Source organism: Paraburkholderia sp. RL17-383-BIF-A (assembly GCF_046028015.1).
Classification (GTDB): domain Bacteria; phylum Pseudomonadota; class Gammaproteobacteria; order Burkholderiales; family Burkholderiaceae; genus Paraburkholderia.
In genome coordinates this window covers 286,839-312,528 of record NZ_JARESR010000004.1, presented here as the reverse complement: position 1 = coordinate 312,528, position 25,690 = coordinate 286,839, and the positions used below count along the sequence as shown (strand labels likewise).

24 protein-coding genes are annotated in these 25,690 nt (G+C 58.8%); 15 read left to right on the top strand and 9 right to left on the bottom strand.

Annotation, left to right across the window (positions count from 1 at the left end):
* Window positions 1-376: 376 nt before the first annotated feature.
* Together P0D71_RS07150 and P0D71_RS07145 are read left to right on the top strand one after the other, a co-directional pair.
* Entirely contained in the window at window positions 377-460 is an 84-nt protein-coding gene (locus tag P0D71_RS07150) for a helix-turn-helix domain-containing protein (protein WP_408181819.1), read from the top strand.
* Window positions 461-547: 87 nt separating this feature from the next.
* The gene (locus tag P0D71_RS07145; RefSeq protein ID WP_408181417.1) at window positions 548-712 is read left to right on the top strand and encodes an acylphosphatase; all 165 of its coding nucleotides are present in this window, start codon (window positions 548-550) and stop codon (window positions 710-712) included.
* 99 nt (window positions 713-811) lie between these two features.
* Here the strand turns inward: P0D71_RS07145 and P0D71_RS07140 are convergent, their stop codons facing one another.
* The 3 genes from P0D71_RS07140 to P0D71_RS07130 are packed head-to-tail and all read right to left on the bottom strand — an operon-like array spanning window position 812 to window position 3,060.
* Entirely contained in the window at window positions 812-1,837 is a 1,026-nt protein-coding gene (locus P0D71_RS07140; protein WP_408181419.1) for a YncE family protein, read from the bottom strand.
* A 39-nt stretch (window positions 1,838-1,876) separates the two neighbouring features.
* Window positions 1,877-2,329: a chromate resistance protein ChrB domain-containing protein gene (locus P0D71_RS07135; RefSeq protein ID WP_408181422.1), complete on the bottom strand. Its 453-nt coding sequence runs from the start codon at window positions 2,327-2,329 to the stop codon at window positions 1,877-1,879.
* Entirely contained in the window at window positions 2,326-3,060 is a 735-nt protein-coding gene (locus P0D71_RS07130) for a superoxide dismutase (RefSeq protein ID WP_408181424.1), read from the bottom strand. The genes P0D71_RS07135 and P0D71_RS07130 overlap by 4 nt, the downstream gene beginning before the upstream one ends.
* A gap of 199 nt (window positions 3,061-3,259) precedes the next feature.
* Here P0D71_RS07130 and P0D71_RS07125 point away from each other — a divergent pair, with 199 nt between their 5' ends.
* Together P0D71_RS07125 and chrA are read left to right on the top strand one after the other, a co-directional pair.
* Window positions 3,260-4,237, top strand: a complete 978-nt coding sequence (locus tag P0D71_RS07125) for a chromate resistance protein ChrB domain-containing protein (protein WP_408181426.1) — start codon at window positions 3,260-3,262, stop codon at window positions 4,235-4,237.
* A gap of 215 nt (window positions 4,238-4,452) precedes the next feature.
* On the top strand, window positions 4,453-5,796 hold the full coding sequence (chrA, locus tag P0D71_RS07120; protein WP_408181822.1) for a chromate efflux transporter: 1,344 nt from the start codon (window positions 4,453-4,455) through the stop codon (window positions 5,794-5,796).
* 90 nt (window positions 5,797-5,886) lie between these two features.
* On the opposite strand, the gene P0D71_RS07115 is transcribed toward chrA, so the two are convergent.
* Window positions 5,887-6,948 (bottom strand): DMT family transporter, encoded by a 1,062-nt coding sequence (locus P0D71_RS07115; protein ID WP_408181429.1) that lies wholly within the window; start codon window positions 6,946-6,948, stop codon window positions 5,887-5,889.
* 148 nt (window positions 6,949-7,096) lie between these two features.
* Between P0D71_RS07115 and P0D71_RS07110 the strand changes: the two genes are divergently transcribed.
* From P0D71_RS07110 to P0D71_RS07090, 5 genes are all read left to right on the top strand, one after another.
* Window positions 7,097-7,372 carry a metal/formaldehyde-sensitive transcriptional repressor gene (locus tag P0D71_RS07110; RefSeq protein WP_408303216.1) on the top strand — a complete coding sequence of 92 codons (276 nt, stop codon included), beginning with the start codon at window positions 7,097-7,099 and terminating at the stop codon, window positions 7,370-7,372.
* Window positions 7,373-7,383: 11 nt separating this feature from the next.
* Complete coding sequence (gene dmeF, locus P0D71_RS07105; RefSeq protein WP_408181434.1) at window positions 7,384-8,667, top strand: CDF family Co(II)/Ni(II) efflux transporter DmeF; 1,284 nt, start codon at window positions 7,384-7,386, stop codon at window positions 8,665-8,667.
* 214 nt (window positions 8,668-8,881) lie between these two features.
* Window positions 8,882-9,577 carry a VIT1/CCC1 transporter family protein gene (locus P0D71_RS07100; RefSeq protein ID WP_408181436.1) on the top strand — a complete coding sequence of 232 codons (696 nt, stop codon included), beginning with the start codon at window positions 8,882-8,884 and terminating at the stop codon, window positions 9,575-9,577.
* 153 nt (window positions 9,578-9,730) lie between these two features.
* Window positions 9,731-10,426 (top strand): glycine zipper 2TM domain-containing protein, encoded by a 696-nt coding sequence (locus tag P0D71_RS07095; RefSeq protein WP_408181438.1) that lies wholly within the window; start codon window positions 9,731-9,733, stop codon window positions 10,424-10,426.
* Between the two features lie 152 nt (window positions 10,427-10,578).
* Complete coding sequence (locus P0D71_RS07090) at window positions 10,579-10,866, top strand: hypothetical protein (protein WP_408181440.1); 288 nt, start codon at window positions 10,579-10,581, stop codon at window positions 10,864-10,866.
* A gap of 138 nt (window positions 10,867-11,004) precedes the next feature.
* Here the strand turns inward: P0D71_RS07090 and P0D71_RS07085 are convergent, their stop codons facing one another.
* From P0D71_RS07085 to P0D71_RS07065, 5 genes are all read right to left on the bottom strand, one after another.
* Window positions 11,005-11,766, bottom strand: a complete 762-nt coding sequence (locus P0D71_RS07085; RefSeq protein WP_408181442.1) for a phosphatase PAP2 family protein — start codon at window positions 11,764-11,766, stop codon at window positions 11,005-11,007.
* A complete protein-coding gene (locus P0D71_RS07080; RefSeq protein WP_408181444.1) occupies window positions 11,763-12,971 on the bottom strand; it encodes an MFS transporter in 1,209 nt (402 codons plus the stop codon). The genes P0D71_RS07085 and P0D71_RS07080 overlap by 4 nt, the downstream gene beginning before the upstream one ends.
* Before the next feature lie 111 nt (window positions 12,972-13,082).
* Window positions 13,083-16,118, bottom strand: a complete 3,036-nt coding sequence (locus P0D71_RS07075; RefSeq protein ID WP_408181446.1) for an efflux RND transporter permease subunit — start codon at window positions 16,116-16,118, stop codon at window positions 13,083-13,085.
* Between the two features lie 21 nt (window positions 16,119-16,139).
* A complete protein-coding gene (locus tag P0D71_RS07070; protein WP_408181448.1) occupies window positions 16,140-17,207 on the bottom strand; it encodes an efflux RND transporter periplasmic adaptor subunit in 1,068 nt (355 codons plus the stop codon).
* On the bottom strand, window positions 17,185-18,345 hold the full coding sequence (locus tag P0D71_RS07065) for a TolC family protein (RefSeq protein ID WP_408181450.1): 1,161 nt from the start codon (window positions 18,343-18,345) through the stop codon (window positions 17,185-17,187). Before P0D71_RS07065 ends, P0D71_RS07070 begins: the two co-directional genes overlap by 23 nt.
* Window positions 18,346-18,637: 292 nt before the next feature.
* On the opposite strand from P0D71_RS07065, the gene P0D71_RS07060 reads away from it, so the two are divergent.
* The 6 genes from P0D71_RS07060 to P0D71_RS07035 all read left to right on the top strand — a co-directional run bounded on the left by P0D71_RS07060 (window position 18,638) and on the right by P0D71_RS07035 (window position 25,689).
* Entirely contained in the window at window positions 18,638-19,312 is a 675-nt protein-coding gene (locus tag P0D71_RS07060) for a response regulator (protein ID WP_408181452.1), read from the top strand.
* On the top strand, window positions 19,276-20,619 hold the full coding sequence (locus P0D71_RS07055) for a sensor histidine kinase (protein WP_408181454.1): 1,344 nt from the start codon (window positions 19,276-19,278) through the stop codon (window positions 20,617-20,619). Before P0D71_RS07060 ends, P0D71_RS07055 begins: the two co-directional genes overlap by 37 nt.
* A gap of 110 nt (window positions 20,620-20,729) precedes the next feature.
* Window positions 20,730-23,231 carry a cation-translocating P-type ATPase gene (locus tag P0D71_RS07050; RefSeq protein ID WP_408181456.1) on the top strand — a complete coding sequence of 834 codons (2,502 nt, stop codon included), beginning with the start codon at window positions 20,730-20,732 and terminating at the stop codon, window positions 23,229-23,231.
* Between the two features lie 227 nt (window positions 23,232-23,458).
* The gene (locus P0D71_RS07045) at window positions 23,459-23,863 is read left to right on the top strand and encodes a hypothetical protein (protein WP_408181458.1); all 405 of its coding nucleotides are present in this window, start codon (window positions 23,459-23,461) and stop codon (window positions 23,861-23,863) included.
* Between the two features lie 90 nt (window positions 23,864-23,953).
* Entirely contained in the window at window positions 23,954-24,256 is a 303-nt protein-coding gene (locus P0D71_RS07040) for a hypothetical protein (protein ID WP_408181460.1), read from the top strand.
* Window positions 24,253-25,689 (top strand): TolC family protein, encoded by a 1,437-nt coding sequence (locus tag P0D71_RS07035; protein ID WP_408181462.1) that lies wholly within the window; start codon window positions 24,253-24,255, stop codon window positions 25,687-25,689. Before P0D71_RS07040 ends, P0D71_RS07035 begins: the two co-directional genes overlap by 4 nt.
* The last annotated feature ends 1 nt before the right edge of the window (window position 25,690 follow it).

The window sequence follows — 25,690 nt, the reverse complement described above, 5'->3', positions numbered from 1 at the left end:
GCCGCGCCGAAGTTGCATGTACCGCTAAAGCCCTACCGGTTGCGCGGCGGCAACCCGCAGGCAGGTGCTCGCACCCGAACAAAGCAGACATGGCCGCGTCCAGATGCGATGCCTGATTGTGAGTCGTGGCTGGCTACTGAAAATGACAGCGCCGCGCTGAATTCGAGCCCCTGGCTTTTCATACATTCCTCCATATTCTAGCCGCCAAAGGCGACGCGAAGTTCGCTGTGAGTTGCGCTGTGAATAGCCGGTCAGCGTGAGCGGCTTCGTTTTCGGTCACGCCGCTGCAAATAAATTTTTCGGCGATATCGTGTGCTTGCGCTGCTACCGTTATAGACGCTCCGCTCGACGGCTACTGGCCGCGTGCTAAAAGGCGTTGATTTCCGCGGCGCTGCTGCAGCACCAGGGCCACATTTCCGAGACGGCCCGCGCCCTTGGCATCTGCACAAAGAGTCTTTGAGAGAAAATACGCCGATATGCGATTGCAGCCGAACCGCCTCATTGAACCTCGCTCGTCAGTGCATCGACCTGCAACCGGAGTACGCCCATGGAATCCCACGATAAGGACGAGCCGCTTGAGATACGATTGGCGCAAGTGTGTGGCCAGGTGCAGGGTGTGGGCTATCGGGAGGCGTGCTTACGCCGCGCGTCAGAACTCGGCGTCGCCGGTAAGGCCCGCAACCGCATGCGTGCGTCGACGAGTTTGACGTAACGGAAGTTCCGCCACCGTTTGCCTGCTTTGACAACTTTGAGCGGTTGCCCACGTTGTAGCTGCAAGGTCGTCAGAGCCTCACGCGAAGCGCGGGCCTCTCTAATGCTTCGGCTGTAAGATGCGCAGCATCGTCTGTCCGCCAAAGTTTTTGAGTGGAAAGTAGGCGCGGTGTGTCTCGACGTCTACCGCCACGACGTGCGCGTTCGGGCCGACATGACCGTCACCCAGTTTCGAGACCCCGCCGGCTCCCACTCGAAACATCGAGACAACACCCGCCTCGCCGGCGACGTATAACCAATGCAATGAAGGGTCGTACGCGAGGACATCCGGCTCCTTTCCGACTTCAAACGACGATGTCACGCGCCTCGTGCGCATGTCGAGAACAATGAGCCGGTCGTTTCCTTCGCATGCGATGAAAGCCAGCATCTGGTCGGAGGCTATCAGCAGCCCATGGTTTCCCTTCGCGCCGGGCAAGTCAACGCGCGCGAGAATCCGGTCACTGGTCGGGTCGATTTCAACTAGTTGATTTCGCGTCTGGACGTTGACGAAAATGTGCTTCCAGACGGGGTCATATTGAGTGTTCCCTGCCTCGCCACCGAGCGGGATGGTTCCAACTCGCCGGTTAGACGTCACATCAACGACCGTCACAGTCCCGTCGGCTTCATCTGAGACATAAAGTTTGTGTGCGTCAGGCGCGTAGGCCATCCCATCTGGATATGCGCCTGTGGGCATGCGAGCTGTGATTCCGAGCGTCGCCATGTCGATGGCAACTACCTCGTTTGCGGCAGTAGCGGACGCATAGACACGTCCCAGTTCTGGAATCGCCAGCACTCCGTGAACCGAACTGACGTTCGCGACACGCCCGACGACACGAGACATCTCCGTGTTGAAAGCGACGACTTCGCTATCGCCCAGGTGCGCGATGAATAGCAGATGACGGCTTGGGTCAAAGCTTTCGTAGTCAAAGCGCGTTGTCCCACCGCCGAGAGGCACGTCGGCAACTTTCTGCAGAGGTAGATTGGAGGCTTCAACCGCTTCTTCTGTGCCATTTGTGCGGTTCGAAACAGATGCAATTACGACGATTGCAAGCGCTGCAGCGGCGGAGGCGCGGAGGGTCAAGAACATGTTCGAAAAAGCCACAATGTTGCCCCAGCATCATCGTTCCTACGACGCTGGCGGCCAGCCGTGTGCTTTGCTCTGACAGTCGCGACACCACGCGTAGAGCGCGTCATACATGACCATGCCATAAGAAAGCATCTCGTGGTCGTCCGCATAGATTCGCGATAGACCGAGAGACAAGGCCAGCAGCCCTGGGGCTTGCGGAGCCAAGTCGAGCCGAGCCGTATCTGCTCCACGTACGATGACTGCAAGTGCGGCCAGAGCCGGGTCGGTCAACTGATATTCCGCGAGGAAAGTATCGAAGCTGCAATGTTCGCCAACGTGTGAGAGCTTTACGCCGGGAATGTCGAACGGTATCGCGCCCTCACGCTCGGCGACGACCGGCACCTGGTCTGTTGATACGAATAGAAACTCCGGCGACTCATCGATGAATCGGGCAATCAGCCATGGACAGGCTATACGGTCGATTTTCGGACGTTCACGCGTAACCCATTTCATGTCGGCCTCCGCGTTGGCTGTGCGGCACTGAATCGTTGTGCAGCATTTTCCCAGTTCAACAGCGTGAAGAGTTGGGTGAGGTACTCGTTGCGCTTGTTCTGGTACCGCAGGTAGTACGCGTGTTCGAAAACGTCGAGAACAAGGATGGGTTGAATACCCCACGCTGTCAGCTTCTGATGATTTTCACACTGCAACACCATCAGCTTCCCGGTTGCCGGAAGGTATCCGACGACGCCCCAGCCCGATGCTTCGACCGCCAGCGTCGCTGCGAATAGCTGAGCCTTGAACTTGGCATAGGAGCCAAAATTCGTGTCGATAGCCTTGGCCAGTTCGCCTTTCGGTTCGGCGCCTTTGCCCGAGATGCTGGTCCAATAAATCGTGTGCAGGATGTGGCTCGAGAGCTGCAACGCCAACTCTTTCTCATAGAACTTCACCAATGCAAAGTCGTTTGAATCGCGTGCCTTCGCAAGCGCCTCCTCCGCCTTGTTAGCCGCGACCACTGCTGGCTTGTGATGGAAGTTGTAGTGAACTTCGACGGTTCGAGCATCAATAATCGGCTCGAGTGCGTCGTATGCAAATGGCAGTGGCGCCGCCGAATACTTGCCGTCCGCGTCTACAAGCTTGTCACTGTCCACAGTTTCCTCAGCTGCCTGCAGTACATCGGCGGAGGTCAGAACCAGGCCTGCGCCTACTGCAGTCGTCTTGTGCAGAAAATCTCTTCGGGTCGCCACATGCTTCTCCGTTCGTTCGCGAGAGCCACCTGTCTCGGCTGCGGCGTCACATCCGCCGACCAAACGCGCGTTTTGAAAGCCCCGGATTGGCCGGGCGCGAATTGTGAGTCGCCCGCTCCTGCGACGAATCGTAGGCCTGAATTGCGCACAAAACAAAAATGATTTGTAGCGTTCGCAACTATTATGTAGAGTACGTAACATGAATGAGTTAACCGACTGGCTTCTCCTCGTGCTCACGCTCCCGACCGACAACGCAACCGCGCGCATGCGTTATTGGCGTGCCTTGAAAACCAGAGGCTGCGCTGTCTTGCGGGACGGGGTGTATCTGCTTCCGGACGGCGAAGGCGCGGGCAGCGAGATGAGAGAAATGTGCGAGGGTATTAGCCAGGCGGGGGGCACAGCCTATCTGATGCGGTTCCCAAGCCGCGATGCGGTGCAGGAGCAGGAATTCCGGGGGCTGTTCGACCGAGCCGACGAATATGCGACGCTGCGGCGCTTACTCGACGAAAGCCGGAAGTCGCTCGCAAGCCTTGCGCCTGCGGACATCACCAAGGTCCTGCGAAAAACGCGAAAAGAGTTTGAAGCGCTTTCGGGCATCGACTTCTTTCCGAACGAAGCCACGGTCCGTGCCCAGTCAGCCTGGCAAGACTTCGTCGCCGCTACGGATGCGGTGCTGTCCCCTGGGGAACCCCATCAGACGGAAGGCACGATAACCCGTCTTAAGCCAGAGGAGTACCAGGGCCGAGTTTGGGCAACCCGTCGGCGGCTCTGGGTCGACCGCGTGGCAAGCGCATGGCTCATCAGGCGATTCGTCGACCGTAACGCCCGCTTCAAGTGGCTTGCCTCTCCGGATGATTGCCCCCCAGGGGCGGTCGGTTTCGATTTTGATGGCGCCACATTTACGCACATCAATGAACGCGTGACCTTTGAAGTCTTAGCGGCCAGCTTCGGTATCGACGAAGAGCCGGGTATGGCCGGACTCTCAAGCATGGTTCACTCGCTCGATGTCGGCGGCATCGTCGTTCCCGAGGCGGCCGGGTTTGAGGCGGTGATGACAGGCGCCACACAGCGCGGCCTGAGCGACGACGAACTGCTGGACGAAATGAGCCAGATGCTTGACTCGCTGCTCGCGCATTTTGCGGCGGTGGAAAAGGGAGCAGCCAGGCGACGGAGGTGAACGGGCCTCTGAATGGTTTCGCAGTAGCTTTCTCCGTTCACAGTGTCCGTTGCCAATCGCCATGGAAACCGATGTCGCAGTCAGCGCCCACGCGACTTACAACACCCGTCTGGGGTGACGCCGCCGAGGTACCGGCACACCGCTGAATATTCAATCGCAAGTTGAAGCATTCGGAGTTTTAAGTGCAACAAAGTCAACTGGCACCAGATAACGAAATGAGCAATCAGCGCATTGAGGCGGTCGAGTCGGTAACCTTCGGCCAGGCGCTTTGGTACTGGCTCAAGCTAGGCTTTATCAGCTTTGGAGGTCCGGCCGGGCAGATTGCCATCATGCATCAGGACCTGGTCGAGCGAAAACGCTGGATTTCCGAGAAGCGATTTCTGCACGCGTTGAACTACTGCATGGTCCTTCCCGGACCGGAGGCGCAGCAACTGGCCACGTACATCGGTTGGCTGATGCACCGCACTTGGGGCGGCATAATCGCCGGAGGGTTCTTCGTTCTTCCGTCCCTCTTCATCCTGATAGGACTTTCCTGGGTCTACATGGTCTTTGGCAGTGTCCCGGCCGTAGCAGGCGTGCTTTACGGCATCAAGCCGGCGGTCACGGCCATCGTTGTCTTCGCCGCGTACAGGATTGGCTCTCGCGCACTGAAGAATGCGTGGCTGTGGTCAATTGCAGCAGCGGCATTCCTCGCTATCTTCGTAGCGAATGTCCCGTTCCCTCTCATCGTCCTGGTAGCCGGCATCATTGGGCACATTGGAGGTAAATACGCTCCGTCCAGATTCGTGGTCGGAGGCGGACACAAGTCGGGCGACAAGGGGTTTGGTCCCGCACTCCTTGACGACGACACGCCCACCCCGCGTCATGCGCTCTTCACATGGAAGCGGTTCACGGTCGTGCTTGCGGTCTTCATGCTGATTTGGCTCGTGGCCATCACGGTGCTTTCGCTTATGTACGGCTGGACGGGAACGCTTACGCAAATGGCCTGGTTCTTCACGAAAGCCGCTTTACTCACTTTCGGGGGCGCGTATGCGGTGTTGCCGTATGTGTACCAAGGCGCCGTTGATAACTACCACTGGCTGACCGGGTTGCAGATGATAGATGGCCTGGCGCTCGGAGAGACGACGCCTGGACCACTCATCATGGTCGTTTCCTTCGTCGGGTTCGTGGGCGGCTGGACCAAGGCAGTGTTCGGGCCGAATGCAATATTTGCCTCAGCGGTCGCCGCATCAATCGTCGTGACGTTCTTTACGTTCCTGCCGTCTTTCCTGTTCATTCTGCTCGGCGGTCCCTTCATCGAAACCACCCACGGTAATCTGAAGTTTACTGCGCCGTTGACAGCCATCACTTCCGCTGTGGTTGGCGTCATCGTGAATCTCGCCGTGTTTTTTGCCCTTCACGTGCTGTGGCCGCATGGCATCAAGGGCGGATTCGAATGGCCCTCGCTGCTTATAGGGCTGACCGCCGGTATCGCACTGTTCCGGTTCAAGGTCGGGGTAATACCGGTCGTGCTCGCATGCGGTGTAATAGGACTCGCGCTGCGACTGTTTGTTCTTTGAGGGACCTTATACCAGCACCAGCTGCCGACGCTGCTTATGCGGCCGCCCGTCAATAGAAGGCCCAAATAGCCGTTTGCCGTCCTTCGCACGTCAATGGGTATGCCGGTGATGGATGTCGGGAAAGTGCGCGTGCGTGTGAGTGATAGGCGCATGTTGATGAGGATGCGTGTGCGGCTCCTCACCGTCCCAATCAAAATCATGCGTATGCTGGTGGTGCTCGTCGTGCCGGTGTCGATGGTTATGGCCCAAAACCTCGTGAGTGTGCGGATGTTCATGCCGCTCACGGATATGAAGCCAGATTCCCAAAGCCATGAGTGCCGCGGCAATCCAGAAAGACAGCGATGGCACTTCGGGCCAGAGGAAAAGCGATAACGCGACGCCGAATACCGGGGCGACTGAAAAATACGCGCCGGTTCGGGCGGTACCCAGATTTCGCAGGGCGACGACAAAAAGAACCAAACTCACGCCGTAGCCAGCGAAGCCGGTCAGCATGGCAGCCGCCACCTTCCCGGCGCCTGGCAGATGCGCGCCGAGAAGCAGCGCGATGCACAGATTGACTGAGCCTGCGACAAGCCCTTTCAGGCAGGCAATGACCATCGCGTCGTTCGCCGAGACCTTTCGCGTCAGGTTATTGTCGACCGCCCACGCAACGCAGGCTGCAACGACGAGCAGTGCACCGAGCGAGACGGCAGTGTCGCCAGGCTGCCACGAAAGGACGACACCGCCTACCACTATCGCGACCATCCCAAGAAATATCTGGACGTCGACGTTTTCGCGGAACACAACCCAGGCAATCACCGCCGTGAATACGCCTTCAAGATTGAGTAGTAGGGAACTGGTTGCAGCGGGAGTTGTGCTGAGACCGAGCATCAGCAGCGCAGGTCCGGCCACCCCGCCCGCTGCGATTGCCCCGAGAAGCCAGGGCACTTCGGCGACCTGAATCCGGCTTTCGTTCTGGCGCTCTCCAGTCGTGCGGCGTAGGCGTTGAACACAAATTCCGAGAGCAAGACCAACGCCACTGCCCAGGTAGAAGAGGCTTGCGACCATGAAGGGCGACAGCGTGCCAAGCAGCGTCTTGGCGAGCGGCGTTGTCGCGCCGAATAGCGCGGCTGCTAGCAGAGCGGTAAAAGCGGCGTTGTGACGTGCATTCATGAATGACGGCTGCAAACATTAACCGGGTTTGGGAGGCATCTGGCGAAATCAGCGAGCACGGATAATTTCACACAAACAAATGATACCCCTACCCCCTATGGTAGACTCGGAGCAATTATATACCCCGGTGGGGTATCCGGAGGGCGCGATGAGTCACACAGTTCAGGAAAAACAGAAGCTTCTTAACAGGGTCCGCCGTATCAAAGGGCAGGTCGAGGCCATCGAACGTGCGCTTGAGGAAGAGCACGGGTGCTCCGACGTCCTGCAACGGATTACGAGTTGCAGGGGAGCGATGAACGGCCTGTTGGCAGTTGTGTTGGAGGACCACATCCGGAACCACCTTGTCGATGCTGAAAACGGCGAGGAACACGGCGACAGCGCCACGGAACAGCTCATCGAAGTTGTTCACAGCTATTTCAAGTGATTGGGTTGGAAATGAATGATTTCAAAGACGCCGCGTTCGGCGCAGGGCATGACCACATCTTCCTTGGCGCTGGTCACGAAAAGAACGAGCGAAAGACGTGGGCCGTGATTGCGCTGTGCAGTGCCATGATGCTGGTTGAAATCGTTGGCGGCAGTATGTTCGGGTCGCTTGCGCTGGTCGCCGATGGACTGCACATGTCGACGCATGCGGGTGCGATGCTGATTGCAGCACTTGCCTATACATACGCGCGCAAACATGCTTCTGATTCGCGCTTCGTGTTCGGCACGGGCAAGCTCGGCGACCTGGCCGGATTTACCAGCGCCATCGTACTGGCAATGATTGCCTTGCTGATTGGTTACGAGGCGGTCTCCCGATTTCTTGCGCCGATTCCTATCCATTTCGGCGAGGCAATTCCCATCGCAGTGGTCGGCTTGCTGGTCAACCTCGCGAGTGTCTGGCTTCTGAGCGGCGACCATCACGGCCATAGCCATGGTCATAACCACGGACATGGGCATGGTCATGGTCATGACGACCACGCTCACGAAGAGGAAGCGCAGAAGATTGTCGCCCCATCTGGTGTATTCGCGGTATCAATTTTCGAGGACGGCGTGCCGCCCGTCTTCCGGATTACTCCGGAATCACCGGACTCGCGCATGGTCGCATCAACGATGACTATCACGACCGTCAGACCGGACGGGGCGCGTCAGGTTTTTGTGCTGGGGGACCGTGGTGGTTACCTGGAATCGAAAGACGAAATCCCGGAGCCGCACGCATTCAGAGCGATTGTGAGTTTGTCTGACGGCGACCATGAAGTCGAATTTGCCGAGCATGAGCATGGCCACTACACGCATGAGGCTGTAAGCAGGGACCATAATATCCGCTCCGCCTATATGCACGTCATGGCTGACGCGGCGGTATCCGTGCTGGCAATTCTTGGTCTTGTACTGGCGCGCACCTTCGGCTGGCTCTGGATGGACCCGCTGGCGGGCATCATCGGGGCGCTGGTGATAGCCAACTGGTCTTATGGACTTATGCGCGACACCGGTGCGATTCTGCTCGATATCAATCCGGACAGGCGCATGGCGGAAAACGTGCGTCACGCCATCGAGGACCATGGCGACAAGGTTGTCGACCTGCATGTCTGGCGCGTGGGGCCTGGCCACATGAGCGTGGTAGTGTCGGTCTCGACCAGTGAGCCACAGCGAGACTCACGCTTCTATCATGCGGTGCTCGAGCGTTTCAAGGGGCTATCGCACGTCACGGTGGAAGTTCAGCCATCGAAGGCGGCGGCCTGACTTGTGGCAGTCAACTCGCCGGGCTTCGACGTATTCAGAATTGATGGCAAGCCCGGTATATGCGTCGGAAGCTGTTGCGCACGGGATGCCCGATAAGCAAGCGAGTCCAAGCACGGCAGACGTCTCTGATGTCGCCCTCGCAGCGACACATGCAAGCTGCCCTTGTGTCCATCGCTGTGAGCCAGTTAATTAACATCTCAAACTTGGAGGAGCTATGCCTAGGCGACACAAGGAACAGCATCGTCTCGAATCGATTAGCTGGTTGCGTGCCGCTGTACTGGGCGCCAATGACGGGATTGTCTCGACGGCGAGCCTCGTCGCCGGCGTGGCATCTGCGCACACTGCTCATGGAAGCGTTGTGCTCACGGCCGTGGCAGGCCTGGTTGCTGGGGCTATGTCAATGGCGACGGGAGAATATGTATCCGTTTCCTCGCAGGCGGATACTGAAAAGGCATCCTTGGCCCAGGAGCAGACCGAACTCGATGCCGACTTCTCCCGCGAGCAACGGGAACTGACTGCAATTTACGTGAGTCGTGGTCTGGACTTGCCGCTTGCCACCCAGGTTGCTGAAAAGCTCATGGCGCACGACGCACTGGGGACTCATGCGCGTGATGAGCTAGGCATTTCGGAGGTCACGGCTGCGCGACCTCTGCAAGCCGCGCTGGCTTCCGCTGGAAGTTTTGCGGTTGGCGCCGCATTGCCGGTTATCGTCGCCGCCCTTACGCCCGAATCGGTACTGCTTCCAGCCATCATCCTCTCTGCGCTGGTTTCGCTGGCCGCTCTGGGAGGCCTCGCCGCGAAAGCCGGTGGAGCGAAAGTTGGGCCGGGTGTTATCCGCGTGGTCTTCTGGAGTGCTCTGGCAATGGGCGTGTCATCAGGCGTCGGCGCTTTGTTTGGCGCGGTAGCGTGAGCACCAGACGCTAGCGGAGGCGATACTTCGAAGAGAACCGGAGCCTGGGTGGCCGTCGGGAAATGCTACAAGTGCTTACAAATCTTGCGGACTTTACGTCCACCGGTTTGCCGGCTCCCGCGTTCTTGCTGACACACGTCAACGGAGCGCGACATGAACACCAACCAGACATCCAATCTGCCGCAACGCAGTCGTATTCATCCGCTGGTTGCCGGTGCTGCTGTGGCCGTCATCCTGGCGAGCGCGACAGGCATCGCTGCGATGACCGGCATTCTGCCAACGTCACGCGCAACGACCTCGCCTTCGACGCCAGCTGCGCCAGTGACCGCTCAAGTTTCGAGCGCCCCAGCGACTTCACCGCAAGCTGCCACGGAGCAACGCGTCACGCATGAGGACACGTCAGCGCAACCACGCGTCCATCATCACCGTAGCGCGACGGTCGAACAGGCTCCGAGGTATGCGAACGACAATACCTATCAAAACCCGGCACAACCCGCACCAAGACCGGTCGCCGTCGACCCGAATGCCGGCGAAGTGGTTGCCGTCAATACCGTTCAGGAAGCCGAACCGACAACGGGTCTCGGAGCCGTGGGCGGAGCCGTCGCTGGTGGCCTGTTGGGAAATCAGGTCGGGGGAGGACGCGGTCGCGTTCTGACCACGATTGCAGGAGCGGTTGGCGGCGGACTTGCGGGTAACGGCATCGAGCATGCGGTGCGTAAGGCGACCAGCTACCAGGTGCAGGTAAGAATGCAGGACGGCAGCTACCGGAATTTCAATTATTCGACGCAGCCGCCGGTTCAGGTCGGACAGCGCGTCCATGTCTCGGGCGACTCGCTGAGCACATCGTAATCGCGGCCGGAACCGGCAGTATCCGAAGCAGGTTACTGCCGGTTACAGAATTGACATTTCAGCCGCACCTGCGGCCGCGCGCCACACCTAGAATCCGCATCGTTTCACCATTGTCTGGCGTCCGTCGGAAGTGGGCAGGACAGGAGAACACCATGAGACGCGCTACCCTTTTTCTGGCAGTTGGCATTTCCGCTGCATGCGCATCCAGCGCGGCTTTCGCGCACGCGGACATCGGCGTGTTTCTGGGCGTGCCGGGGCCAGTTTATGCTGCGCCGCCGCCTGTTGTGTACGAGGCTCCGCCGCCAGTGGTCTACGCACCCGCCCCGGTCTATGGCTATGGATACCGCTATGACGAGGATTACGGCGACGGGCGCCGGTGGCATGACCACGGGCGCCACCGCGGATGGGAACACCATCGCCACGGTGATGACGACGACTGATTCAACGACGGCTGCGCCCCGCCCCACATTGAACGCTCAACCTTTCAGCGTGACATCAACCACGTTCGAATCCCACTGCACATGAAGTGCTCTTCTGGCATCGACGCACGCGGTGACAACAAGAGGGTTGCCAACACGCTACCCGGGGGCGTAGAGGGTCATGTCCGCACCATGTTGCATGATGATGTGCACCGTCGCGCTGATGACAAACGTGACGAAGGACGCCACGCCGAGTGAAGAAGCGTCCCTCTGGCTTGCATCGCCTACATGATGTAGCACAGTTGCCGTTGCTATCCACGCCACACCGAAGCTGATTCCGGCGAGCACATCAGAAAACCAGTGGACGCCCAGATAAAGGCGTGAGAACGAAATCAGGAGAATAAACAGCGCGGTGGCAATTGCAATACGCAGCCGTGCGGCGCTGCCCCATGCGCGCGCAACGAAAAATGCCAGAAAACCGTAGGTGACTACGCTCAGCGTTGCATGATTACTGGGAAAGGAAAATCCCTGCAGGCCCTCATACATCGATGACGGTCGCGCACGGCGCATGGCAAACTTCAGTGTTACGACGAAGGCCTGTGCAAGCACTGTCGCCAGTATCCAGTAAGTGGCGCTCCGCAGCCGACGTTGCCAGACGAGCCACGCAAGGACGACGAGAATCACCGGGATGGTGACGGCAGCATCGCCCAGTTCCGAGGCGGCGACCATAACGGAGTCGAGTAGCGGGAAACGGATAGATTGGAGCGCCGCGTGAATCCTGACGTCGACCGTAACAAGCGGGTCCCCGCTAACGACATCCTCCAGCACGCCAAGGAAAAGCCACGTACCACCGACAGCTAGTACGCCAGCAACGAGCAGGTTGCGGATTCCGATGCGGTTGAAGAGCAAACGCCAGTTCATGCTTCACCGCCAGACATCGTTGTCCTCGCGACGAGCGCAATCAGCGTCGCGATACAGAATCCAGCGCCTGCATAGAACGTTGTGCCTGCTCCAAACCGGTCCCAGAGCTCGCCGGCGACGAGGCTTGCCACAAGCATTGCCAATCCGCTCGTGAGGTTGAAAAAGCCAAACGCTGTCCCTTTCAGTTCGGGTGGTGCCACTTGCGCGACCATGGTCGCCAGCAGACCTTGTGTGAGCCCCATGTGCAGGCCCCACAGAATGACGCCGAGCAGCACGATTGGCCAGTGACTTCCGTGCGCAAGCACGACATCCGACACAATCAGCACGACGAGACCGATGGCTAGCAGTCTGGTGTGACTCATCGAGTCAGCGAGCTTGCCAAATGGATAAGCCGAGGCCGCATACACCAGGTTCATCACGACCATCACGAGCGGCACGAGCGCCACGGGTACGCCGCCCTGCATGGCGCGCAGGACGAGAAACGCCTCACTGAACCGTGCGAGTGTGAACGCCGCACCGACAAATACAACCCACCAGTACGGCCTGCTGAGCTTCTTCAGGTTTTCGAGCCTCAACGGATTGACGCGTTTCGCACCTGACTGACGCTCCGGCTCCCTCACGCCGAACACAAGCAATGTCACGGCGGCGATGCCCGGAATCACGGCCACCCAGAATATCCTGCGGAAGTCGTTTGCCCAAAGCAGCATCAACACGACGCCCAGCAACGGACCGATGAAGGCGCCGACGGTGTCCAGCGACTGGCGCAGGCCATACGCCGCACCGCGCAGATGCGGCGGAGTGATATCCGCTACTAGCGCATCGCGCGGCGCCCCCCGCAGACCCTTCCCGACCCGGTCCACAACGCGCGCGGTCAGGACAATCCCCGCCGTAGGCGCAAGTGCAAAAAGCGGCTTGCTGAGCGCACCCATGCCGTAGCCAATGACAGCGAGCCATTTCCTGTTGCCAAGATAGTCGCTCAATGCACCGGAAAATATTTTCACGATGGGCGCGGTCGCTTCCGCGACACCTTCAATGAGTCCAACCATCATGGCGCTCGCCCCCAGGCTCGTCACCAGGAACATCGGTAGGAGGCTGTGGATAATCTCCGACGAGATGTCCATGAACATGCTGACGAAGCCGAGCATCCAGACGCCACGGGGAATCTGGCTGAGCGTGCGTGCGCGAGGCTTGAGATTAGTCTGCATTCTTTCTGATTCTGTAATCGTCCGGTTCGATGGCGGTATGGCCGCACGTCGGGGCTAAATCAATATGAAGTGCTACCGATGGTATCGGACGTTGTTCCGCCCTGAGGTGGTTTAGGTTACCTTCCGACGCTGCTTCTCACGCCTGTACACATAAAGCGCCGGTAACAGGTTTGTACTTAGCAGACCGCTCCAGACCAGACCGCCCAGCGTAACAATGGCCAGGCCCTGTTCAGGGGCGGCGCCTTTACCGAAACCGAGTGCGGTCGGCAGCAGGCCCAGTGAGGCTGTCAGCACAGTCAGGAGAATCGGCCGGAAGCGCACGTCAACAGCGTCGCGCACGGCTTCGACCACCGGGAGTCCTTGCGCTTCGTTTCGCTTTACCAACTGCAGCAAGACGATGCCGTGGTTCAGGCTCACTCCAATCAGGGTAAGAAACGCAATCAAACCGATGGCGTTGAGACCGACACCACTCACCACCAAGGCAATAGCTCCCCCGGAGAACGCCAACGGCATCTGCAGCAGAAGCAGACCGGGCACGAGGAGGCCATCGAACTGCAGTGTCAGGATACCTAGCATCAGCGCGAGAGCAACTACGGCTGCCACGCCAACATTGAGCGCGGCATGTTCGAGTTGCGGATACAGGCCACCGAACCTCACCTCGTATCCCGCCGGTAAGGGAAGCGTCGCGAGGGCCTTCTTTGACGCTGAAATGACCTGGCCGAGCGGCGCAGTGGGCGTCGCCAGAATCTCGACCGCCCGCAGTCCGTTCAGATGCCGTATGACGTTGGGTCCGGTCGCCATGCGGACGTACGCCACGTCTTTCAACGCAACCCACCCATTGGCCATTACAGGAAGCTGGTTGAGCTGCTCGATGGACAGATGCGTGGGGTCGGCGAGTCTCACGAACACATCCAGGTGACCATTGCCCTCTGGAACGGTGGCGACCGTTTGTCCCGCCAGAAGGATGTGCAACTGGGAAAAAAGCGCCGCCGGCGTAATGCCGTGGAGCGCGAGACCATCGGGATTGGGCGTGATTTGCAACTCTGTTACGGGATAGGCATCGTTGTTGAAGACGTCCGAGAGGTCGGATACCCCTGAGAGCCGACGTGTAACCTCGTTCGACAGTGACTGCAATGCTTCAATCGAATCGCCGTAGACATCGATGACAAACGGTTGCGGCAGGCCGGACAGCGTTTCACCCACCCGTTCGAGCGTCGGTGTCCCGATGACTGTCTGGACCGCCGGGAGCTTTGAGGCATCCAGAACCTGCTTGCCGACTCGGTCGAGACTGCTCGCGTTCACATCAGGTTTTAGCGCAATCTGAATCTCGCCTGCATAGGCAGGCTCGGTGTATGAGGTTCCCGAAGCAGACCCCACGCGGGAAAACACGTGCGCAACAGGCGCGAGCCCCATCAATCGTTGCGTGATGCGGTCCGATGCGTCCTGGGCGTCATGCAATGAAGTTCCCGGCGGCAGCGTAAAACTTTCGAGTAGCACGGCCTCGTTCGGAAGCGGCAGGAAATCGACGGGCACCAGCACAAGCCCAGCCACCGAGACCACGAAAATGGCGATGCAGGACCACAGCGAAACACGCGGATGACGCAGCGCAACTTCGAACAGGCGCAAGTTGCGGCTTTTGAGCCATGCGACCGCACGCGAACCAGATGTGACGCGCTTCTCGATATGCGGTCCGATGAATCCCAGCACAAGCGGAATCAGACTCAACGAAATAAGTAGTGACGCAATGAGACTCACTGTCATTGCAAGAGAGAACGGGACGAAGAAAAGTCCGGCGAGGCCTCCCACGAACACAAGCGGCAGGAATACCGCGACGGTCGTCATCGTCCCTGAAATGTCGGGACCGGCTATGTCGCGCAAGCCACGTGCAACACCTTCCCAGCGACCGTCACCCGCCTCCCAGCGGTGATAAATGCTCTCGAGTACGATGATGGCGTCGTCGGCGAGCAGGCCGACGGCCACTGACAAGGCGCCGAATGTCAGCAGATTCAGCGTCTGCCCCATGAGGTACAGCCCTGCAATACCGAGCAACAGCGACAACGGAATGCTCAGCGCGAGCGCCCATATTCCGCGACTCGCGCCAAGCATCCAGAACAGGACCGCAACCGCGAGCAAGGCCCCAATGGCCAGATTCCTGGTCAAATCCGATGCGACCACGCCGACAATGTGCCCCTGGCTGTAAATTCGCACAAAGCGTGCGCCGCCGGGCAGTTGGGGTTCGAGTTCCTGCAGAGCCTTATCAACTTCGTTGACAACGGGCAGCGTCGAGGCACCGGGTTGCTTGAAAACAACTAGAGCAATGGTCGGCCGGTTATCGAGTTTCACGGAGTGATGAGACGGGAGCGCAGACCGGATGACCTCTGCAACAGCGCCTAAAGGCAACGTGGCGCCAGGGCTCCCAACGAGCATGCGCGCGTAGCCGGAGGTACTCGTCGGCAGACTTCTGCCTTCCATGAATACGTCCTGATGTCCGAGGTTGACATATCCGCTCGGCACCATCGCTGTCGCCGCGTCGAGCGATGCTGCGAGCGCCGACGCAGAGACGTTGAAACGCTGCAGCCTTGCAAGGTCGGGGCGCACCCATATCGCATCTGCTCCGGGTCCGGCGACCGACACGCGTTGTACACCAGCGACCGCCCGGACACGTGGTGCGAAATTTGACTCGACAATACGCTGGATTTGGGACGCGTCCACGCCGTCAGGAATCTGGATTGCGTAGTCCGCCACCTCATTTATGGCATTGCCGGAGATTTCCGTCGTCAGAGTCGTACCTTTGGGTAACGAACCGTTGATGCGTCCGATAACACCGTTGACGTCCTGGAGCGCACTTGCTGCGGTGGTCCCCTCCGAGAATCGCGCTTCAATCTTGACGGAACCTTGCCCTATGACTGTCCGCACGTCGCTCAATGACGCGAGCGACGATAGTTCGGCCTCGACCGGTCGGGCAATCAGCCCCTCCAGGTCCAGCGTCGTTGCGCCCGGCAGTTGCGCGACGACGCTCACTTGCGGCATATTGAACTGCGGCAACACTTCCGCGTGAATGTTCAACAGCGCGTAGACACCATACGCAATCAGCCCTGCGTAGAGCATGACCCAGAGTAGCGGCCTCTTGACGATATCGTTGAGCATTGTTCTTCTTTGAAAGCGACGTCAATCGGCTTGCTGATAACGCGTAGCAAAGTCCTGGTGAAAGAGAAGATAGGCGTCCTGCGTCACGACGCGTTCGCCCGCCACGAGACCTTGCCTGACTGATGTCCAACCGCCGTCCGACAGGCCCGGAACGACCTGGCGGCGACGGCTACCGCTCCGGTCACTCACCAGTACCCACCATTGACCGGCGTCGAGAATGAGCGCCGTTGATGGGATAGCCACCTGCCTGTCATCGGACAAGACCAGAGAAACGTTGCCAACCGCCCCCGGGTCAAGGGTGTAGCCTGGTCCAGCTTTGAGCCAGACTTCCACCTGACCCGGAGCGGTGAGACTGCGCGATACACGCTGGACAACCACTTGAACAATTGCATTGTTGCCCTCGGGCAGAAAAACGCCCTTTATCCCCGGCACAATCGAGCTGGCATTGCTTCCAAACAGGTCGGCGACTACGTAGAGGCCAGCTGTAGGCGCGATGGTTGTGAGCGCCTGCCCCGCATTCACGTACTGACCATCGGCAGCGCTAACGGCCGTCACCATCCCGGCGGCCGGCGCACTGATGGTGGTGAGACTGGTGTAGCCGCGGGATGCCGCCTGCGCCGCGGCAAGTTGTTGACGCGCGGTGTCGAGTTCGGCATGTGCGCGAATGACCGCATCGCGAGTACTTAGTTGTTCCTCCAGCTTCTGTTGTTCGATAGCGGCGGCCTGGCTCGCGGCCCTCACCCGAATCTGGGCCGACTTCAGGTCCGCGGCAAGACGTGCGGTATCAGTCGATATGGTGGGACCGGTGAGCCGTGCAACCACTTGCCCAGCCCGCACTTCTTCACCCGGAATCACGCGCAGGCTGGAAACGACGCCGGCAGTAGGCGCGCTAAGTACGGTATTGGAGGCTGCCTGCACGCGGGCGGGTGCCGAGAAGGTGGATGCAAGGCGCTTCTGGACCGCTGGCATCGTCACGACATCTTCCGCAGACGCGGGATGACTACCAACGGAGCACGCGCCGATAACTGCTATGAAGACCAGCAGGCGGACAGATGTCATGGGTAGCCTATTGAAGCGGTTGGTGGTCAATCGCGCTTACGCCTATCAAGGTACAGAGTTCGACTTGCTGTTGAAGGACGGAATTCGCGAGCTTTGCTGTCGCAACGCGTTGATTCAGCAATCGGACTTCAGCGTCGGCCAATACCGGGAAGGTCACGTCGCGAGTAGCGTAGGCAGCACGTAGCTGTTTCAGTGACGCATCGAGCGCGGCTTCTGTGGACTGCGAGTTGTGAAGACGTTCGGTTAGCAAAGTCAGTTCAGAACTGATGCCGTCGACGGCCGTGTATGCGTCGTCGAGCCGTTGCCCGTATTCCTGGTAGAGGCTCTCACGGGTGGCCTTTTCGACGGCGATATTGCCCCGGTTACCATTGAACAGCGGCAAGGTCACAGAGACGGCAAGTCCCGAGGTATAGATGGCCGACGTGTCGCGGCCTCTCGTGACGCCGACATCAAGCCGCGGAAACTGTGCGAGGAGCGCTGCGCGATAGCGTTCGTCCTGTTCATCGTATCCCGCACGCAGCGCCAGCAAATCGGGCCGATGCTGGCCAAGGTTTGAAAGCGCAAGGACGATGAGGTCCTGCGGGACTTCCGATGGCTCCGGCGGAGCCGCGAGCGCCGCATGCGTACCGGGCGGAAGGTCAAGGAGCCTGGCGAGTTCCTGCTCGGCCTTGAGATGCTCCTGTCGTAGCGTGCCCAACTGCTGCACGTTGTCACTGTACTGTACTTCCGCGAGCAGGGCCGCGTCCCGTGTTACCTCGGAGCGCGCGAGTGCCTTCTGCAACCGTTCGGTACCGTCCCTCTGATACGCCACGAGCTGCCCGACTTCGCCCTCGAGGCGCTGAAGGGTCGCGTTAGTGACGTACAGCGAATAAGCGCGGTTCGCGACCTGCCATTTCACCCATTCCAAAGCGAGCTGTTGCTTCTCACTGGCTTTGGCGGCCGCACGCTTCTTTGCGGGGCGGTCAACCAGCGCCGACACCTCGTAGCTGAGCCCGGCCATGAACGCTGGGACAAAACCGGCGGCTCCGGGACGGTCGGTACTGAATGTCAGCGTCGGGTCCGGCAACAGCCCGTCTGCATATTCTTTGGCAGTGGCGACATCGAGTTCCAGCTCGGCGCGCCGGATGTCGGGGCTACGCTGAAGTGCCCGCTCGACCACCTGGTCCACGGTCAGCGGCGCGTCTGTAGTCGCTAAGTCATATGACCATTGCGGCGCTTCTGGAAGAGGCTTGGGCGCATACGAAGCACATCCGCTTAACGCTACAGCCAGCGTCACCTGAGCGAACCGTGCGAGCGCACTTGCACCTCTACGTCGCTGAGCGGTTGCGGTAATGCGGTCTTGCAACCTACTATCGTAAATACGATGGCTCACAGTGGGTATCCGCCCGAAAAAACGCTTCAGATACTACTTCGCCAGACTTAGATTTGACTTAGCAAGTTGGTGCCGGCCGGTGGAAATAATGAGAATTCTGCTTGTAGAAGACGACGAAATGATTGGCGGTGCAATCGTGCAGGCGTTGAAGGACGCCGCCTACGCGGTTGACTGGGTATGCGATGCTGATTCAGCGACAGGTGCGCTGACAGGACGCGAGCACGATGTCGTGCTTCTTGACCTTAACCTGCCGAAGCGTGATGGCATTGATGTGCTCCGGTCATTGAGGGCAAAGGGGAGCAAGGCTCCCGTCATAATTCTCACCGCGCGCGATAGTCTGGATGACAGAATTACCGGGCTCGATGCGGGCGCCGATGATTACCTGGTGAAGCCGTTTGAAATCGGAGAGCTGCTCGCACGTATTCGGGCGGTCACGCGCAGACTCGGCGACCATGGTGACGCAAAAATGACGAGCGGAAATCTGACGCTGGATTCAAATACACACCTTGCGGTGTACGGCGACACCGAATGCAGCCTGACCGGTCGCGAGTTCGCACTGCTGAGCGCGCTCATGATGAAACCTGGAGCAGTCCTGTCGAGAAGTGAACTTGAGCGGAAAGTGTATGCGTGGGAAGAGCAGGTCGAGAGCAATGCCGTGGAAGTGGTGATTCACGGTATCCGCAAGAAGCTTGGAGCGTCGGTCATTCGTAACGTACGAGGTGTGGGATGGTTGGTAGACAAGGAAAGCAATCGCGCTCCCTGACGTTGCAACTGTCTGTCTGGATTGGCTGCGTAATCGTCGCGGTTGGTGTGATTGCCTGTGCGCTGTCGTTTCTGTTCGCCTATCAGGAAGCCAGGGAACTGCAGGACGGGCAGTTAAACGAAATTGCTGCTCTCATCGACAGTCGGGCTCTCGAGTTCAGTGGTTCCCGGTCATCGATTGAAAGTTCACAGGATAAGGACGTCAAGGTGGTCATTGACAGGCTCAATGGAACGTTGACAGGTTTCGCACAGGCGGCGGGACTCATCGTACCCAACACGTTGACGGACGGGTTTCATGACCTGGATGACCATGGCAAGGGGTGGCGCGTCAACATCAGAACACTGCGCAGCGGAGAACGCATAGCGTTGGCGGAGCCCTCCGCGCTGCGCGATGAAATTGCACGGGACGGCGCAATGAGAACGCTTGTACCCATGCTCATTCTTCTTCCAGGATTGGGCGTCGTCATTGTGGTGATTGTCAGAACAAAGCTGGGTCCACTCTCCCGGCTGGCGAATGTTGTGGACCAGCAAACTGATGTATCGCTTGAACCGTTGTCTGAAGACGGAATAACCAACGAAGCGTTGCCGTTTGTCAGGTCCATTAACCGCCTCATTTCGCGTTTGCGCGAAGCCATCAGTCTTCAGCGCCGATTTGTCGCGAGCGCCGCGCACGAATTGCGCTCACCGCTTGCAGCATTGTCGCTGCAGGCGGAAAACCTCGGCACAACCATCACGTCACAAGACGCTCGAGAGCGGCTGACGGCCTTTCAGTCGGGATTGCGCCGGACCCATAGGCTGGTTGAGCAACTGCTCACATTGGCGCGGTCCGAACAGGGGGGGCTGGAGCAGCCAACGAGGGTGTCACTGCGCGCGGTGGCAACTGACGTTATTAACGCGACCATTGACATGGCCCATGAAAAGGATATTGACCTGGGATTCGAGCACTTTGAGGAAGTCGATGCCGTTATAGACGTGTCGTCCCTCACTGTGGTGCTGAGAAATCTTGTCGACAACGCGGTGCGATATACGCCAACCGGAGGAAGGGTGGATGTTTCGGTCATCCGGTTGGGCGAAGAGATGGTGCTTGAAGTTACCGACTCTGGTCCGGGTATTCCGGAGGAAGAACTTGCGCACGTATTGGAACCGTTTTATCGCCTGGACCACTCGGCGCAGTCGGGCAGCGGACTAGGGTTGTCTATCGTCTCTGAAATCGCCCGCCGCACCGGCGGGCGCCTCATGCTTGCGAACATGAAGGTCGGCTTCCGGGCCCGTTACTTCCATCCGCTCCATCAGAAGGCCCGGTTGTGAGACCGGGCCCGCTCGCCTGAAGAGCCACTGGCTCCATCATGAATCAACCTGGATGACTTGATTCTCAGGCCTCCGGAACGCGGTACCGCAAATTGAGGCGAGTGAGACAAATGAGCGACAAGAACGAGAACCTGATGGAAACGCCTGGCCCGCGTGAAGACAGCTCTGCCGGAGCAGCCTCTCCTTTGGCGCAGGTCTTTGCACCGCCGCAGGCCGGGCATCCGGGCGCCAGCGATGCAACTTCCGATAGCGCCGGTCTGACGCAGGCAGAGGTGTCCGAACAATGTCGCGCAGGCAACGTCAATCTTGCGCCAAGGTTCACGACACGGACCGTGTCCGGAATTTTCCGTAGCAACGTTGTGACGGTCTTCAATGGCATTCTGGTCGTATCGATTGTTGCGCTCCTCCTCGTCCATTCCAACAACGACGCTGCGTTTTTGGCGGTTGTTACCTTCGCAAATATGCTGGTCGGTATTGTCAATGAGTTCCGTGCCAAATGGGCGTTGGACCGCCTCGCCGTGCTTCGGAATACCACCGTCACCGCGCGCCGTGACGGAACCGACCAGAAAATTGGAAGTGACGAGGTCGTCAAAGGAGACGTCTTACGCCTCAAACCTGGTGACCAGGTCGTGGCTGACGGCGAACTGGTTACTTCCGCGAGCATCGTCATGGATGAATCGCTTCTGACGGGTGAGGCGGAAGGGGTGGAGAAGCGTAAAGGGGACCCGCTGCTATCGGGCAGTCATTGCCTCAGCGGCTCTGGAGATTACGTGGCTACGCGCGTCGGTATCCTCTCTGGTGTAAACCAGCTAACTGCCAAGGCGAAGACATACGCCTCGCGGCTAACGCCCACACAGAGAAGCATCAATACCGTCATAAAGGTCCTGACTGCAATCCTCGTACTGCTCGTCGTGCTGTTACTCATGTCGGCATACATCAAGCACCTTTCTGCCAAAGACACCATCCTGTCGCTGGTCACCGTGATAAAGGCCCTGGTCCCGGAAGGTCTGGTTCTGGTGTCGACACTTGCGTTCGCCATGGGAGCGTTGCGTGCCGCACAGAAGCAGGTGCTGGTCCAGAAGCTCGGTGCGGTCGAATCGTTGAGCCATCTCACCGTGCTATGTATGGACAAGACAGGAACGCTTGGAACTAATCGTTTGCTGTTTCATTCGTTGGTCCCCTTCTCTGGCTCGCCTGATGAAATCGGTGGGTTCTTGCAGCTTTTCGTCGGAGCCGTTGGTTCGCAGAACCAGACTACCGAGGCAATTGCTTCCGCCTACTCCGCGCTCAAAAGTAATGTTCTTGGCGAATTGCCGTTCAGCAGTGAGACGAAGCTGAGCGCTGTGCGTCTGAATGTCGATGGGAGGGAATTTTCGCTGTGGCTTGGAGCACCTGAGGTGCTCGGGGAGAAACTTCTCACGCCTTCCCAGAGAGAGCAGCTTGATACGCTTTTGAAAAAAGGCATGCGCGTGCTCGCTATAGGCCGTTCAGACGCGGCCTTATCCGAGCCCGCAGGCGATATGCGCATTCTGGGGCTCGTTGTTCTATGCGACGAGCTTCGTACTGATGTGGTAGGTGCGGTCCGCTTTTATGAAGACCGCGACGTCTGTCTGAAGGTGTTATCCGGCGACAACCCGCAGACTGTCGCTGCGGTCGCGCGGCTCGCAGGCATGACGCCTTACGGAGCGACCCTGAGCGGTCCGGACCTGGGCGCGATGACTCCCGAGGAGTTCGACAAGGCAGTCCAGAGTGGTCAGTTCTTCGGACGGCTCGTGCCGGCTCAGAAGCAGCAGATTATCAAGGTTCTGCAATCGCACGGCAGCTTTGTGGGCATGATAGGCGACGGTGTGAATGATGTGCTGGCGCTAAAACAGGCGGATATTGGCGTTGCCATGAATTCCGGCGCAGCCGCCGCTCGGGATGTCTCCGATATTGTTTTATTGAAGGATTCGTTTGCCCATTTGCCGGCTCTCTCGGAAGAGGGCGACAGAATTATTCACAACATCAAACGCATTCTGAAGCTGTTCCTCACGAAAAACGTGTACAGCCTGTTTTTCGTCGGCTTCGTCGGTTTTGTCGGCCTTAGCTTTCCCCTAAGTCCCAGACACATTACGTGGATTGACATCTTGACGATAGGCGTACCAGCGACCCTTTTGACGCTGATGAAGCCGCGCATCGGAAAACAATCAACGAAACGCTTCGTAGCCGAGCCACTCAAGTTCGCTATTCTGGCCGGCCTCGTAACCGCATTTTGCTCACTCCTCGTATACGCGAATTTCTTCCTGTTTCAGGACCGGGGTGAGCAATACGGTACGACAGCAAGTGTGTCAGTCATCGTTCTTATCGGCTTGTACGTTCTGACGCTGGTAACCACCGAGGAGCGGGGAAAGAGTGGCACGGCGCTGCAGCGTCGAATCATCATCGCGTTTCTGGCGACAGCCCCGCTGCTTCATCTTCTGGTCGTCTATTGGCCACCCTTGCAAAATGCGCTCGGCATGGTCCCCCTGGATGCAGACTCGTGGATTACTATCGTCGTCATTTCTGCTCTGGGAATGACGACTTTGCACTACGTACTCAAAGATTCGATTCGCAGGCGATTCGTAGGAATCTGATTGAGTTGGCGCACGTACCAGCTACCTCATCGTTGGTTGCGCATTGCATTTTTGGCTCCTGTAGCAAACACGGCGACACAGTGGCCAGGCAAGGTAAATGCAACGGTGGCGCTCGCCAACCCGGCTGCGAAGGTCTTCCAGGCTGTTTTGGCAAAGCATCGGGTGGTTACAAGCTGACACGGTCTTCCTTACAGTCTTCTTGTCGAAGCATGCTAGACTTTCTCACCATGTCTTACTGGCGCAAACTCTTCCTCGTCCTGCTGCTGGCACTGAGCCTTCCGGTTCAGTCGTTCGCGGCCATCTCCATGAAATGCGGTTCATCGCATTTCGGGAGCGATGTCGCGTATGCTCAGCATGAAGACACTGATGAATCATTGCCTCACCGTCACGTGCATGACCTGACGATGACCGACAGCGACCGTGACAGCCATTCCCATGGCGGCGATTCGCACCATGCTCATTCATGCTCGACATGCGCGTCCTGCTGTTTCGGCGGAGCCTTGCCGGCTGTCCCTACCGTCGTAGCGTCAGCCGACGTACTTCATCTTGTTGTTCCGTTTTCCCGCTCTGACCGCGTCGTGCCGTTTCTGACCGACGGCATCGAACGACCTCCCCGAATCTCCCTCGTCTAGTCCTTCTGTCGCGGCCGATAAGTCGCGATGCGGAATTTCGACCTGATGGCCGCTCCTCGGCCACCAGGTGACTTACGACGAGAAAAATCCATGCGAATGTTTATCGCGGCGCTGCCCGGCGCGGCGGCATTGTTGCCGACGCTCGTGCTCGCCACTACAACACTTCCTGACCCGACAGATGCGGCAGCACCGGTTCCGGCCATCAACGTGCCGTCGGTGTTTGCGGACTTTCAGCCGTATCGCGACCAGAAAACGCCCACATGGCAGGAGGTCAATCGGGCAGTGGCGACCGCACCCGGAAGACCGGGGATGAGCCAAAGTCAAATGCCGTCAGGCGGCAGCGGTGCCAGAAATAGTGAGCACAGCTCCCATCACGAGGAGCCGACGAAATGACGACGCACATCTTTTTGGGTCGCCGTGTCATTGTTTTCGGGACCGCGGTTGCGTTCCTGGCCGGATGTACGACATTTTCGAAGGATGGCGGCTTCAATACCGTTTCGACGACCGCTTCCGAGCGTCTGGGGAAAGACGCCGTACTGGTGAAGACCGACGAAGACCGGGACGCTGTCGCAAAGCGAACGCAGGAACTGCTTTCCAGACCATTGAGCATGGATGACGCAGTCCAGATTGCGCTGCTGAACAACCGGAGCCTGCAGGCCTCGTACGGCGAGCTTGGCATTTCCGAGGCAGACCTCGTTCAGGCGGGACGGCTGCCCAATCCCGGTTTCAGCTTCAGCCGCACGCATGGAGGAAACGACCTCAGCATCAATCGCACGTTCACGCTCGGGTTGTTAAGCGTTCTGACGCTGCCACTGGCCACGCGCATCGAGAGTCGCCGCTTCGAGCAAACCAGACTACTGGCGGCGGACGCGATGCTCAGGGTGGCTGCCGATACCCGAAGAGCCTATATCAATGCGGTCGCAATGCAACAGTCTGCCGCGTATGCCGGGCAGGTGAAGGATTCCGCGGAAGCCGGCGCCGAACTTGCGTTGCGGATGCAGCAAGCGGGCAATTTCAGCAAGCTCGACTACGCGCGTGAGCAGGCTTTCTATGCGGATGCCGTTGCGCAATTGGCAAGAACGCGGCAGCAGTCAGTGGCCGCGCGGGAAAAGCTGACACGCATGATGGGCCTATGGGGCGCACAAACGCAGTTCACGCTTCCCGAACGTTTGCCAGACCTGCCCAAGGACCGTCCCGAGCTGAATGACCTCGAAAGCTTCGCGATGCAGAACCGCCTGGATATCCAGGCCGCGAAGGTGCAGACGCAAAGCGTCGCTTCGTCGCTAGGTCTGAGCAAAGCGACACGGTTCATCAACGCGCTCGACGTTGGCTACCAGAATAATTTCACCACCGCAGATGGCCACGAACAGGGCTACGAAATCAGCGTGGAGATTCCAATTTTTAATTGGGGAGGCTCGAAGGTTGCGCGCGCCGAAGCGATTTACATGCAATCGGCCAACCGAGTCGCCGAGACCGCGATTAACGCACGGTCTGAAGTACGGGAGTCGTATTCGGCCTATGTGACCAATTACGACGTCGCGAAGCACTACCGCGATGAAGTCGTGCCAATCCGGAAGACCATCTCGGACGAACTGCTGCTTCGCTACAACGGAATGCTCGCGAGCGTATTCGAACTCCTGTCCGATTCGCGTGACCAGGTCGGCGCGGTGAACAGCTATATCGACGCGCTGAAGGACTACTGGCTCGCGGAGACCGACCTGCAGCAGGCAGTGGGTGGTCGTCTCCCACCGCTCGCGATGGCGACCTCCGCGCCGTCAGCACCCGCGATGCCACCGGCATCCTCTACAGATTCAGAAGGTAAATGAC

What these genes read in the sequence shown, in the direction of transcription:
- P0D71_RS07045 (WP_408181458.1), top strand. Translation starts at nt 23,459, where the DNA reads ATGTCTTACTGGCGCAAACTCTTCCTCGTCCTGCTGCTGGCACTGAGC.
- P0D71_RS07075 (WP_408181446.1), bottom strand. Translation starts at nt 16,118, where the DNA reads ATGCTCAACGATATCGTCAAGAGGCCGCTACTCTGGGTCATGCTCTAC.
- P0D71_RS07060 (WP_408181452.1), top strand. Translation starts at nt 18,638, where the DNA reads ATGAGAATTCTGCTTGTAGAAGACGACGAAATGATTGGCGGTGCAATC.
- P0D71_RS07055 (WP_408181454.1), top strand. Translation starts at nt 19,276, where the DNA reads ATGGTTGGTAGACAAGGAAAGCAATCGCGCTCCCTGACGTTGCAACTG.
- P0D71_RS07085 (WP_408181442.1), bottom strand. Translation starts at nt 11,766, where the DNA reads ATGAACTGGCGTTTGCTCTTCAACCGCATCGGAATCCGCAACCTGCTC.
- P0D71_RS07040 (WP_408181460.1), top strand. Translation starts at nt 23,954, where the DNA reads ATGCGAATGTTTATCGCGGCGCTGCCCGGCGCGGCGGCATTGTTGCCG.
- P0D71_RS07115 (WP_408181429.1), bottom strand. Translation starts at nt 6,948, where the DNA reads ATGAATGCACGTCACAACGCCGCTTTTACCGCTCTGCTAGCAGCCGCG.
- P0D71_RS07140 (WP_408181419.1), bottom strand. Translation starts at nt 1,837, where the DNA reads ATGTTCTTGACCCTCCGCGCCTCCGCCGCTGCAGCGCTTGCAATCGTC.
- P0D71_RS07135 (WP_408181422.1), bottom strand. Translation starts at nt 2,329, where the DNA reads ATGAAATGGGTTACGCGTGAACGTCCGAAAATCGACCGTATAGCCTGT.
- chrA (WP_408181822.1), top strand. Translation starts at nt 4,453, where the DNA reads ATGAGCAATCAGCGCATTGAGGCGGTCGAGTCGGTAACCTTCGGCCAG.
- P0D71_RS07110 (WP_408303216.1), top strand. Translation starts at nt 7,097, where the DNA reads ATGAGTCACACAGTTCAGGAAAAACAGAAGCTTCTTAACAGGGTCCGC.
- P0D71_RS07035 (WP_408181462.1), top strand. Translation starts at nt 24,253, where the DNA reads ATGACGACGCACATCTTTTTGGGTCGCCGTGTCATTGTTTTCGGGACC.
- P0D71_RS07095 (WP_408181438.1), top strand. Translation starts at nt 9,731, where the DNA reads ATGAACACCAACCAGACATCCAATCTGCCGCAACGCAGTCGTATTCAT.
- dmeF (WP_408181434.1), top strand. Translation starts at nt 7,384, where the DNA reads ATGAATGATTTCAAAGACGCCGCGTTCGGCGCAGGGCATGACCACATC.
- P0D71_RS07050 (WP_408181456.1), top strand. Translation starts at nt 20,730, where the DNA reads ATGAGCGACAAGAACGAGAACCTGATGGAAACGCCTGGCCCGCGTGAA.
- P0D71_RS07080 (WP_408181444.1), bottom strand. Translation starts at nt 12,971, where the DNA reads ATGCAGACTAATCTCAAGCCTCGCGCACGCACGCTCAGCCAGATTCCC.
- P0D71_RS07090 (WP_408181440.1), top strand. Translation starts at nt 10,579, where the DNA reads ATGAGACGCGCTACCCTTTTTCTGGCAGTTGGCATTTCCGCTGCATGC.
- P0D71_RS07145 (WP_408181417.1), top strand. Translation starts at nt 548, where the DNA reads ATGGAATCCCACGATAAGGACGAGCCGCTTGAGATACGATTGGCGCAA.
- P0D71_RS07125 (WP_408181426.1), top strand. Translation starts at nt 3,260, where the DNA reads ATGAATGAGTTAACCGACTGGCTTCTCCTCGTGCTCACGCTCCCGACC.
- P0D71_RS07100 (WP_408181436.1), top strand. Translation starts at nt 8,882, where the DNA reads ATGCCTAGGCGACACAAGGAACAGCATCGTCTCGAATCGATTAGCTGG.